The sequence below is a fragment of the Brevundimonas sp. 357 genome (assembly GCF_003938605.1).
Taxonomy (GTDB): Bacteria; Pseudomonadota; Alphaproteobacteria; order Caulobacterales; family Caulobacteraceae; genus Brevundimonas.
The window spans coordinates 63878-75887 of sequence record NZ_RHWX01000001.1 but is presented as its reverse complement, the minus strand read 5'-3'; the positions used below and the strand labels follow the sequence as shown (position 1 = coordinate 75887).

General features: G+C 67.6%; 9 protein-coding genes. 6 read left to right on the top strand and 3 right to left on the bottom strand.

Going from position 1 to position 12010, the window contains the following annotated elements; genetic code table 11:
- Positions 1-4 precede the first annotated feature (4 nt).
- Positions 5-988, top strand: a complete 984-nt coding sequence (locus EGK63_RS00360; RefSeq protein ID WP_125899393.1) for a type II secretion system F family protein — start codon at positions 5-7, stop codon at positions 986-988.
- Between the two features lie 16 nt (positions 989-1004).
- Entirely contained in the window at positions 1005-1997 is a 993-nt protein-coding gene (locus EGK63_RS00355) for a type II secretion system F family protein (RefSeq protein WP_125899392.1), read from the top strand.
- Between the two features lie 12 nt (positions 1998-2009).
- On the opposite strand, the gene EGK63_RS00350 is transcribed toward EGK63_RS00355, so the two are convergent.
- The gene (locus EGK63_RS00350; RefSeq protein WP_125899391.1) at positions 2010-2444 is read right to left on the bottom strand and encodes an SRPBCC domain-containing protein; all 435 of its coding nucleotides are present in this window, start codon (positions 2442-2444) and stop codon (positions 2010-2012) included.
- Between the two features lie 117 nt (positions 2445-2561).
- Between EGK63_RS00350 and EGK63_RS00345 the strand changes: the two genes are divergently transcribed.
- A complete protein-coding gene (locus tag EGK63_RS00345; protein WP_125899390.1) occupies positions 2562-2903 on the top strand; it encodes a RidA family protein in 342 nt (113 codons plus the stop codon).
- A 1-nt stretch (position 2904) separates the two neighbouring features.
- A complete protein-coding gene (locus EGK63_RS00340) occupies positions 2905-3120 on the top strand; it encodes a hypothetical protein (protein WP_125899389.1) in 216 nt (71 codons plus the stop codon).
- A 21-nt stretch (positions 3121-3141) separates the two neighbouring features.
- On the opposite strand, the gene EGK63_RS00335 is transcribed toward EGK63_RS00340, so the two are convergent.
- Together EGK63_RS00335 and EGK63_RS00330 are read right to left on the bottom strand one after the other, a co-directional pair.
- The gene (locus EGK63_RS00335; RefSeq protein ID WP_125899388.1) at positions 3142-4794 is read right to left on the bottom strand and encodes a serine hydrolase; all 1653 of its coding nucleotides are present in this window, start codon (positions 4792-4794) and stop codon (positions 3142-3144) included.
- A gap of 72 nt (positions 4795-4866) precedes the next feature.
- Positions 4867-6762 (bottom strand): BCCT family transporter, encoded by a 1896-nt coding sequence (locus EGK63_RS00330; protein WP_243637511.1) that lies wholly within the window; start codon positions 6760-6762, stop codon positions 4867-4869.
- 167 nt (positions 6763-6929) lie between these two features.
- Between EGK63_RS00330 and EGK63_RS00325 the strand changes: the two genes are divergently transcribed.
- Together EGK63_RS00325 and clpB are read left to right on the top strand one after the other, a co-directional pair.
- Positions 6930-9206, top strand: coding sequence for a TonB-dependent receptor domain-containing protein (locus tag EGK63_RS00325; protein WP_125899386.1), 2277 nt, complete (start codon positions 6930-6932; stop codon positions 9204-9206).
- A 176-nt stretch (positions 9207-9382) separates the two neighbouring features.
- Positions 9383-11968, top strand: coding sequence for an ATP-dependent chaperone ClpB (gene clpB, locus EGK63_RS00320; protein ID WP_125899385.1), 2586 nt, complete (start codon positions 9383-9385; stop codon positions 11966-11968).
- The last annotated feature ends 42 nt before the right edge of the window (positions 11969-12010 follow it).

Here is a 12010-nt window from a genome sequence, read left to right as displayed (position 1 = left end):
GCCGATGCTTCTTCCGATCCTCGCGGCGGTCCTGGCCTTCATCACCATCGGCGGCGTCGGCTGGGTGCTGGTCGGCGGCGACGACTCTTCGGGGCAGGCGGTCAAGCGCGCCAAGGGCCTGGCGGCCGGTCGGACCGAGGCCGTGGCGGCGGCCAAGCGCGCCGCGGCCGCCAATACGCCCGAAGCGCGCCGCAAGCAGATCATGGTCCAGCTGCGCGAAGTCGACCGGCGCGAGCGCAAGGCGCGGATGAGCACCAGCGCAAAACTGAAGCAGGCGGGCCTGAGCCTGTCGATGCGGACCTTTGTCATCATCAGCGTGGTGATGGGGCTGAGCGGCTCGCTGCTGGCCTTTGTTCTGGGCGCCAACATCTTCATCGTGCTGGGCGTCGGCGTGGCCATGGGTCTGGGCGTGCCGCGCTGGATCGTGAACATGAAGGCCAAGGCGCGGATGAAGAAGTTCTCCCTGGCTTTCCCCGACGCCGTGGACGTTCTGGTGCGCGGCATCAAGACGGGTCTGCCCGTCCACGACTGCTTCAAGGTCATCGCGCGTGAAAGCCCCGAGCCGCTGGGCGGGGAATTTCGCCTGCTGGTCGAAGGCATGGGGGTGGGGCTGACGCTCGCCGACGCGCTGGACAAGATGTATCAGCGCATGCCGACGCCGGAGCTGAAGTTCTTCGCCATCGTCATCGCCATCCAGCAGAAGTCGGGCGGCAACCTGGCCGAGGCGCTGAGCAATCTGACCTCAGTGCTGCGCGCCCGCCGGATGATGGGCGAAAAGATCAAGGCCATGTCGTCCGAAGCCGTGGCGTCGGCCGGCATCATCGGCTCCCTGCCGCCGGCGGTTATGATCATGGTGACGGTGACGAGCCCCAGCTACATGATGCTGCTGTTCACGGATGTTCGGGGTCATGTGATGCTGCTGGGCGCGGTATTGTGGATGGCCACCGGCGTCTTCGTGATGAAGCGCATGATCAACTTCAAGTTCTGAGGGGGAAGTCCTGATCATGAACGCCTTCATGCGCTTCATCACAGACCCGCAGAACCTGCTGAGCATCGGCGTGGGCGTCGCCGTCTTCGCCAGCGTCCTGACCATGTTGGGCTCCTTCATCGGCGGCGGGGCGCGGCTGGACAAGCGGATGAAGGCGGTGGCCGAGCGTCGCGAGGAACTGCGCCGGCGTTCGCGTCAGGCCATGCGCGGCGGCGCGGGCGAGATGGGCGGCGGCCTGCGCCGCACGGACGACAGCTTCCGCAGTCGGGTCGTGGCGCGGCTGAATCTGATGAAGCTGCTGGAAGACCCAAAGGTCGCCGAGAACATGATCCAGGCGGGTTTCCGTGGGCCGGGGCCGCTGAACACCTTCTACTTCTTCCGCTTTTCGCTGCCGTTCATCCTGATGGCGCTGACGGCCTTCTACCTGTTCGTCGTCATCAAGCCGGACCTGCCGGGCTTCACCCTGTTTTCCATCGTCATTCTGGCGGCGGGCGTGGGCTTTTATGCGCCGAACATCTATCTGAAAAATCTGATCGACAAGCGACGCCAGTCGATCGTGGCGGCCTTCCCCGACTCGCTGGACCTGCTGCTGATCTGCGTGGAGTCCGGCATGTCCATCGAGGCGGCGATCCAGAAGGTCAGCCAGGAGGTCGGCGGTCAGTCCATCGAACTGGCCGAGGAGCTGTCCCTGCTGTCGGCCGAGCTGAGCTATCTGCCCGAACGCCGACTGGCCTATGAGGGCATGGCCAAGCGGACTCAGCATCCGGGCATCCGCGCCGTGGCCACGGCCATGACCCAGGCCGAGACCTACGGCACGCCCCTGGGCTCGGCGCTGCGCGTCATGGCCAAGGAGAACCGCGACCTGCGTCTGGCGGCGGCCGAGAAGAAGGCGGCGGCCCTGCCGGCCCAGTTGACCGTACCGATGATCCTGTTCTTCCTGCCGGTGCTGTTCGTCGTCATCCTGGGACCGGCGATCATCAACATCACCGATACGATCAAGGGCGGTTGACGTTCGGCGACGTCAGCCCTCTTCGGCGATCCGCTTCAGATTTTCACCGATTGTTTCATAGGCCGGGCGGATGCGCGCCCGATGCTTGTCATGGAATAGCTCGGCGCGCAGGCCCCTGAAGATGGTCCCGTGAGACAGGATGCAGCTGCCGCGCTCCAACTCGTCGATTTCATAGTAGCGCAGGGTGCGGAACAGGAAGCCGCGCCGCTCGGCCCACACCAGCTGGGCGTTCGGCTGCCATTCGCCCAGCCGGGCCTCGATCCGACGCTCCCCCAGGTCCGGCAGGCGTTCGGTCAGGCGGATCGCCGCACCGAAGCCGAGGACGCCTTCGATGTCCGTCTCGTGCGGGTTCCAGCGTCTCCATCCTGCAAAATCAGTCAGCACGTCCCAGATGCGTTCAGCCGGGGCGCGCACGCCGATGCGGTTCTCGATGCGGATCGTTTCCATGGCCGCATCCTGTGACACGGCTTTTGGGGTTTAGGAAGATGCGGAGGCGCCGGGCGTTTGTCCTTGGAGCGTTCGTCTCGCCGCGTATAAGTCCGGCGTCAACCGCAAGGAGCCGCCATGATCACCCGCATCCAGCCCGACAGCCGCATGAGCCAGGCCGTGGCCCACGGCCAGACCCTCTATCTGGCCGGACAGGTCGGCGAGCCGGGCGAGGACGTCGCCGCCCAGACGCGCACCGCTCTGGCCGAGGTCGAGGCGATCCTGGCCGAGTGCGGCAGCGACAAGACGAAGATACTGTCGGCCCAGGTCTGGCTGGCCGACATCGCCGATTTCGAGGCGATGAACGCCGTCTGGGACGCCTGGGTCGATCCGGCCCATCCGCCCGCCCGCGCCACCTGCGAGGCCAAGCTGGCCACGCCCGACTACCTCGTCGAAGTCATCGTCGTGGCGGCGCGCTGACATGGCCCGCGTCATCTCCCCGGAAAGCGAGCTGGAGCGGTTCAAGGCGACCCGCGTCACCGCCCTTTACCGTCTCGACCTGATCGAGAAGGGCGCGCAACTGACCTATGACGACGGCACGCCGGTCGACATGGCGTCCGAGGCGCGACGGTTGAAGGATCAGGTCGCCGACATGGACCGCCGCATCGCCCGGCTGGAGGCGGCGGGCGAAGGGTGAGCTTGGACGGCGTCCGAGGCCTCACGCTCGCGTCAGCCGCAGATCCTGATAGTCGTAGCTGAAGTCGATGTCGGGCGAGACGCCCTTGACCGTGGCGGTTGCAGGCTTGGCCGTGCCGATGCTGAAAGTGATGAAGGCGTCTTCCTCGCGCTTGTCGGGGAAGCGGGTGCGGAAGGTCTCGCCGTCGTAGGGCTCCAGCCACCCCTGCAGCGCCGGGGTGTGGGTGAAGCGCACCCACAGGCCGGATTTGCGGTTGCGGCCGCGCCCCTCGGTCTTCGGCTCGATGACGATGTCGCCGTACCAGGGATCGCGCCAGGTTCCGGCGTAGGCCTCCAGCGGCAGGGACGGGGCCGCGCCCGCCGCCTGTTTGGCGTCGATCTCGACGGCGGCCTTCAGCGATTTTTCGGTCCCTTCGGCCTCAATTCGTTTGGAATCGGCGATCCAGTCGACGTCGACCTTGTTCATGGCGATGTCCGACAGGCCCGATCGCAGGGCGCGCAGCAGGAAGCTCTCTTCGGCGTTGGTGAAGACGCTGAAACCGATCTTGCGGCCGGGGATCAGCACCGTGGCCGAGATGCCGCCGGGCGAGCCGCCGCCGTGGGTGGCCAGCCGCTCGCCGCGATAGTCCTGCACCTGCAAGCCCATGGCGTAGGTCGAGGCCACGGCCCGGTTCGGCAGGGCCGCCGTCGGCCCGTTGGATGAGGAGACCACGATGTTCGGCTTGTACATCTCGCGCGCGGCGGCTTCGGAGAACAGGCGCGAGCCGTCGGCCAGCTTGCCGTCGTTCAGGCGTACGGCGATCCATTTGGCCCAGTCGTGGGCGCTGGCGCAGATGCCGCCCGCCGCCGCCGCCGAATCCCAGTTCCACACCTCGACGATCGACTCGGCGATCTGGGTCATTGCCCCCTGATAGCGCAGGGGCGGCCCGACGCGGCCGTGAGGCAGGGCGGACTTCGCCGGATCGGCCAGGCGGGCCAGGGGCACGCTCTCGCTCATGCCCACGCGGTCGAAGATGCGGGTCTGGACGAAGTCCTCCCAGGACAGGCCCGAGACCTTTTCGATTACCGCGCCCGCCACCACGAACATCAGGTTGCAGTAGTGGTAGTCCTCGCGGAAGCCGTCCTCGATCGGCACGAAGGCGGCCTGCGCCAAGACCTCGGCGCGCGTCCGGTCGCTGTTGGGCCAGAACAGCAGGTCGCCGGCGCCCAGGCCGAAACCGGCGCGATGGCTCAGGGTGTCGCGCACGGTGATGCGCTCGCCCACCATCGGGTCCGACAGGGTGAAGCCGGGCAGATAGGTGCGGATCGGCTCGTCCCATTTCACCTTGCCCTCATCGACCAGAATGGCCAGGCAGGCGGCGGTGACGTTCTTGGAGTTCGACGCGATGGCGAACAGGGTGTGTTCGTCGGCGGGCTCGGCCTTGCCCTGACGGCGCACGCCGTAGCCCTTGGCCAGCACCGTCTTGCCATCGCGCACCAGGGCCAGGGAGACGGCGGGCTGGTCCGGCCAGGCGGCCATGCACCGCTGCACCCAGGCGTCGGCGGCGGCGGCGATCTCCTCATCCGTGCGCGTGTCCGCGCTGGTCTGCGCCCAGCCGGTAGCGGGCAGGGCCGCGCCGGCGGCGCCGACGGCGGAAGAGATCAGCGCGGCGCGGCGCGACAGGCGGATGGACATCAAGGACGCTCCCGAAGACTGAACGGCGACGCTAACGCCGCCCGTCCGCCGGGCCAAGGGGCGTCGCGCGCCCTATGCCGCCAGCCGCCACCTTTGCAAGTGCTCCAGCACGTCCGCCACGATCTGGGCGCGGGTGAAGCCGGTCACGTCGCGCGGACGCATGCCGTCGCCGGTCACGGCGCTGAGCCGCCACTCCAGCGCGCGACGGTTCTCGGGGGCCTCTAGCGCGGTCAGGGCGGGCAGGGGTCTGGATCGGGCGCCCAGGCGATACAGGAAGTCCCGCCCGTTGGCGTGCTCGACCCGTAGCCAGACGCCGTTGTCGTCGCTCTGAACCTCGCTGTTTTCCAGCCCCTCGGCGGCGACGGCGGCGCGCACCTCTTCCAGCGCCGGGGCGCCGTGGCGGGCGATCTGGCGGTCGATGTCGCGGCGGCTGGCCGGGGCCAGGATGCGCTTGAGCTGTTCGCGCAGCGGCGGCGCTTCGGTCTCGACGGCCTCGCCCCTCAGGTCGGCGTTCATCTGTCGCGCCAGGCCGAAACAGGCCAGGATCATGATGACGGCGAAGGGCAGGGCCGCCACCAGGGTCGCCGCCTGCAAGGCGCCGAGACCGCCCGCCAACAGCAGCAGGGCCGCCGCCAGTCCTTGCAGCACGCACCAGTAGACCCGTTGCCAGCGCGGCGTCTCCTCGGCGCCGCCCGAGGCCAGGGTGTCGATGACCAGGGAGCCGGAATCCGCCGAGGTGACGAAGAAGACCGCCACCAGGGCGATGGCCAGGACCGAGGTGATCGCCGTCCCCGGCAGATACTCCAGGAAGCGGAACAGGGCCGTCGACAAATCCGCCTGCACGGCGTCCGAGATCGCTCCCGCCGCCACGCCCAGATCCAGGCTCATGGCCGTATTGCCGAAGACCGTCATCCACAGGAAGGTGAAGGCCGTCGGCACCAGCAGCACGCCGATCAGGAACTCCCGCACCGTGCGCCCGCGCGAGATGCGGGCGATGAACATGCCCACGAACGGCGACCAGGCGATCCACCACGCCCAGTAGAACAGCGTCCAGTCCGCCATCCAGGCGCGCGGCTCATAGGCGTAGAGGGTGAAGGTGCGGACGAAGAAATGATCCAGGTAGAGGCCGAAATTCTGCACATAGGCCCGCAGCAGGAACAGCGTCGGTCCCGCGATGAGCACGAACAGCATCAGGCAGACGGCCAGAACCAGGTTCAGCTCGGACAGGCGCCGTACGCCCTTGTCCACGCCGGTCAGCACGGAAATGGTCGCGGCTCCCATGACCACGGCGATCAGGCCGACCTGCATGATGACGCTGCTGGGAAGGCCGAAGACATAGTGCAGGCCTGAGTTCATCTGCGCCACGCCCAGGCCCAGGGAGGTGGCGATGCCGAACAGGGTGCCGCAGATGGCGAAGATGTCGACCGCATCGCCGACCCACCCGTTCACCCGCTTGCCCAGCAGGGGATAGAGGCTGGAGCGCATGGTCAGCGGCAGGCCCTTGCGGTGGGCGAAATAGGCCAGGCTGAGGCCCACCACGGCGTAGATGGCCCAGGCATGGACGCCCCAGTGGGTGTAGGTGATGACCATGGCCTCGCGCGCGGCCGTCAAGGTGCCGGGCTGGGCCTCGGGCGGGGCGATGTAGTGCTGCACCGGCTCGGCGACGGCGAAATACATCAGGCCGATGCCCATGCCCGCTGCGAACAGCATGGCCAGCCAGGAAACATAGGGGAAGTCCGGCTCGGCGTCGTCCGGTCCCAGCTTCAGCCGCCCGGTCGGCCCCACGGCCAGCACCGCCACGAACAGCAGGAACCCCGCCACGGAGGCCACGTAGAACCAGCCGAAGGTGTCGATCACCCAGGCCTGGGCGCGCCCGAACAGCAGGCCGGACGTGGCGGGCGCCGTCAGGGCGAGCAGCAACAGCCCGCCTGCAATGGCGCTGGCCCCCCAGAAGACTCGAGGGTTCATTTTGGATGTCAGCATGGGCCCCCAACGCACGGCTACGCTTGGGGTTCCAAATCGAAGCCACAGACCCGCCTTCGGGATGAAAAAGATGTAACTCGGTTATACGTCGAGGCGCTGATATCGGCGACTGTGAAGGACGTTGAGGGACGTCCGTGCGAGGACGCCCAACCATGACGAAATACAAGTTCGCGCCCCTGCTGGGGGTGGTTTTGGCCCTGCCTGCGACGGGCGTTCTGGCGCAGACGGCGCAGCCCGCCGTCGGCGCACAGCAGACCCAGAGCCCGCCGGCGCAGACCCCGCCCCAGAAGGCCGACAAGGACGATCAACCCGCGGCCGTGGGCGACGTCGTCGTCAGCGCCCGCGCCAACGATGTCCGCACCTCGATCGATTCGATCAGCTACAGCCTGGCCGATGATCTCCAGGCGGCGACCGGCACCCTGGCGGAGGCCCTGCGCAATGTGCCTTCCGTTGATGTCGATCCTCAGGGCAACGTCTCTCTGCGCGGCGATGGTAACGTCACCATCCTGGTCGATGGGCGTCCCTCGGCGATCCTGTCGGGCCCGAACCGCGCCGATGCGGTGCTGCAACTGCCGGCCGACCGCTACGCCCGCATCGAGGTGATGACCAATCCATCCGCCGCCTACAGTCCTGAGGGCTCCGGCGGTGTCATCAACCTGATCACCAAGCCGGTTCCTGCGGCGGTGGCCGCCGCCGCAGCTACGGGAGCGCCGGGCGCGACCGTGACGACCGGCTCGCTGCGCGCCAACGTCGGCGACAACGGGCGCTGGAACGTCGGCGCCAGCGGCTCGCGCCAGCGCGGCAAGCTGACCCTGACCGGCGATCTCAGCTATCGCCATGACGAGCAGAGCATGACTTTCGACCGCCTGCGCGAACAGCTCAACGCTTCGGGCGCGACCGTCGGCACGACCACGACGGCTCAGAGCATCGACTCGACCCAGGGTGGTTTCTTCGGCCGGGTGGCGGCTGAATACCGGCTGACCGACAAGACCATGCTGACCGGCGAGGCGCGCGCCAACCGTTTCGACGTCGACAGCGATGTGGGCGGCCTGTTCGAGACCCGCGACGGCTCGGGCGCCCTGACCCGCGCCTATAGCCGCGACGGCTCGGGCGGCTTCGCCATGGACGGTTGGGGCGTCACCGGCCGGGTGCTGCACCAGTTCGACGCCTCGGGGCATGAGTGGTCGAACGAGCTGCGCTACGACCGCAACGACCATGAGAACGACTCCCTGGCCGCCAACGTCTTCAGCGTCCCGACGGAGCCGACAGTGTATGAGGCCCAGCGCGGTCTGAACGCGCAGGAGACGATTGGCTTCACCAGCGCCTATACTCGGCCGATGGGCGAGGGCGCCAAGCTGCGCGCGGGTTATGAGTTGAACCTCACCCGGCCGGATCAGGAGAATGAGGTGCGGCGCGGGCCGTCCGAGAACGCCCTGGCCCTCGTGCCGTCGCAGAGCAATCGGTTCGAGGCGGAGCAGATCGTCTACGCCCTCTACGCCACCTATGAGCGCCCGTTCGGCGAGAAGCTGTCCGGCCAGTTCGGCCTGCGACTGGAGCAGGCGGACATCGAGGTCGAGGACGTCACCAACGCCGTACGCGCGTCCCAGGACTACTTCCGCGCCTACCCGACCTTCCATCTTCAGTATCAGTTGACCGAGACGCAGACGCTGCGCGGCAGCTATTCGCGGCGCATCCAGCGGCCTCAGCCGTCGCAGCTGAATCCCTTCATCGTTTACGGCGATCCGCTGAACCTGCGCTCGGGCAATCCGGATCTGGAGCCGCAGGAGACCGACAGCTTCGAGGCCATGTGGCAGATGCGGCGCGGGCAGAGCTTCTATCAGGCCACGGCCTATTTCCGCGATACGACCAAGGCCTTCACCGACGTGGCGACGGACGTCGGCGGCGGCGTCCTGCTGACCCGGCCCGAAAATCTGGGCGCCCGGCGCGATCTGGGGGTCGAGCTGACCGCCAGCGGCCGCCTGCACCCGACCCTGCGCTACAACGCCAGCGTCAACGCCTTCCGTCAGGAGATCGACGCGGCCGGCATCCCGGGCGGCCGCGACCGCGAGGGCGAGATGGTAACCGGCCGCCTCAGCCTGAATTGGCAGGCTACGCCCAAGGACTTCGTCCAACTGATGGGCTTCTGGCAGGGTGATCAACTACTGGCCCAGGGGACGCGGGAGAGCGGCGGCATGCTGAATTTCGGTTATCGTCGCAAGCTGACCGACACCTTGTCGCTGCAGTTTACCGCCCGCGATATCCTGAACTCCTTCGGCGGCGCCACCACCTACGACACGCCGCAGTTCCGCGAGCGTTTCGATCAGGATCTGAACCTGCGCGCCTTCTACCTGGGTCTGAGCTGGTCCTTTGGCGGTCCCCGTCGCCAGCCCGAACAGTTCGACTTCTCGACCGGCCCGTCCGGCGGCTGACCCTGTCGTCAAATCGGATTCCGACGCCCGTCGCCTGTCTTGGCGGCGGGCGTTTTTGTGCCCCTCTCTTGCGTGTCCTCCCGGCCACACCCACCTCCTTTGCGACAGCTCAAGGCGTCGCTTCGTGAAAGGGCGCATTGAGTCGAAATCCGCCTCCTGAGGGGAAACCGAACGACATGAATCTCGACCTCTATTCCGACCGCGCCAAACAGGCCGTCCAGTCCGCCCAGTCGCTGGCGCTGGCCCGCCGCCACCAGCAGTTCGCGCCCGAGCATCTGCTGAAGGTGCTGCTCGAGGAGCGCGACGGCCTGGCCCGCAAGCTGATCGATCAGGCGGGCGGCGATCCGTCCGCCGTCGAACTCGTCACCGAGGGGCTGCTGAAGAAGCGGCCCCAGGTCGAGGGCGGCTCGGGTCAGCTCTATCTGGACGGTGACACCGCCCGCGTCTTCAGCGCCGCCGAAGAGGCCGCGAAAAAGGCCGGCGACGCCTTCGTCACCACCGAACGCCTGCTGGCCGCCATCGCCAAGGAGGGCGGCGCCGCCGCCGAGGCGCTGAAGTCCGCCGGGGTCACGGCCAAGAAGCTGGACGACGCCGTCGCCGAAATCCGCAAGGGCAAGACCGCCGACAGCGCCGGCGCCGAGGACAGCTTCGACGCCCTGAAACGCTACGCCCGCGACCTGACCGAGGCCGCGCGCGACGGCAAGGTCGACCCCGTCATCGGCCGCGATGAAGAAATCCGCCGCACCATTCAGGTGCTGGCCCGCCGCACCAAGAACAACCCCGTCCTGATCGGCGAGCCGGGCGTCGGCAAGACCGCCATCGTCGAGGGTCTCGCTCTGCGCATCGTCAACGGCGACGTGCCGGAAAGCCTGAAGGACAAGAAGGTTCTGTCGCTCGACATGGGCGCCCTGATCGCGGGCGCCAAATACCGCGGCGAGTTCGAGGAGCGGCTGAAGGCCGTGCTGAACGAGGTCGCCGCCGCCGAGGGCCAGATCGTCCTCTTCATCGACGAGATGCACACCCTGGTCGGCGCGGGCAAGGGCGACGGGGCCATGGACGCCTCCAACCTGCTGAAGCCCGCCCTGGCGCGCGGCGAACTGCACTGCGTCGGCGCGACCACCCTGGATGAGTACCGCAAGCACGTCGAGAAGGACGCGGCCCTGGCCCGTCGCTTCCAGCCGGTCTTCGTTTCGGAACCCACCGTCGAGGACACGGTGTCCATCCTGCGCGGCCTCAAGGAAAAATACGAAGTCCACCACGGGGTCCGCATCAGCGACAGCGCCATCGTCGCCGCCGCCACCCTGTCGAACCGCTACATCACCGACCGCTTCCTGCCGGACAAGGCCATCGACCTGATCGACGAGGCCGCCTCGCGCGTCCGCATGGCCGTGGATTCCAAGCCCGAGGCCCTGGATGAAATCGACCGCCGTCTGGTCCAGCTCAAGATCGAGCGCGAGGCCCTGAAGAAGGAAGACGACAGCGCCTCCCGGCAACGTCTCGAAAAGCTGGAGGACGAGATCGCCGATCTGGAGGGCCAGTCCGACGACATGACCGCCCGCTGGAAGTCGGAAAAGGACAAGGTGGGGCAGGGCGCGCAACTTCGCGAGACCCTGGACCGCCTGCGCGCCGAACTGGCCGCCGCCCAGCGCGCCGGCGACCTCGGCCGCGCCTCAGAGATCGCCTATGGCCAGATCCCGCAGTTGGAGAAGCAACTCGCGGACTCCGAATCCCCGGCGGCGGTCGCCGCCCCGCTGACGCCTGAAGTCGTCGACGCCGAACAGATCGCCGCCGTGGTCAGCCGCTGGACCGGCGTGCCCGTCGACAAGATGCTGGAGGGCGAGCGCGAGAAGCTGCTCAAGATGGAGGACGAACTGGGTCGCCGCGTGGTGGGTCAGGACGAGGCCCTGGCCGCCGTCTCCGACGCCGTCCGCCGCGCACGCGCCGGTCTGAACGACCCCAACAAGCCGCTGGGCAGCTTCCTCTTCCTCGGCCCCACGGGCGTGGGCAAGACCGAGCTGACCAAGGCGCTGGCGGGCTATCTGTTCGACGACGACAACGCCATCACCCGCATCGACATGTCCGAATACATGGAGAAGCACTCGGTCAGCCGCCTGATCGGCGCCCCTCCGGGCTATGTCGGCTATGACGAGGGCGGCGCCCTGACCGAGGCGGTGCGCCGCCGCCCCTATCAGGTCGTCCTGTTCGACGAGGTCGAGAAGGCCCACCCCGACGTCTTCAACGTGCTGCTTCAGGTGCTGGACGACGGCCGCCTGACCGACGGGCAAGGAAGGACCATCGACTTCAAGAACACCCTGATCATCATGACCTCCAACCTGGGCAGCCAGTTTCTGGCCGACCAGCCGGAAGGCGAAGACGTCGAGGCCGTTCGCCCCCTGGTCATGGAACAGGTCCGCGCCCACTTCCGGCCCGAGTTCCTGAACCGCATCGACGAGATCATCCTGTTCCACCGCCTCGGCCGCGAACAGATGGGCGGCATCGTCCGCATCCAGCTGGCGCGTCTGGAGAAGCTGATGGCCGATCGCCGCCTGACGCTGGCCCTGGACGACAGCGCCCTGACCTGGCTCGCCGACAAGGGCTACGACCCGGTGTACGGCGCAAGGCCGCTGAAGCGCGTCATCCAGAAGGAACTGGTCGATCCCATGGCCAAGAAGCTGCTGGCCGGAGAGATCGAGGACGGCAGCGTGGTGGCCGTGTCAGCGGGCGCCGACGGGCTGGAGATCGGGAAGGCGCGGGTGCATTGAGGGTCAGACTGTGGAAGCGACCCTAGGTGAGGGCAATATTGC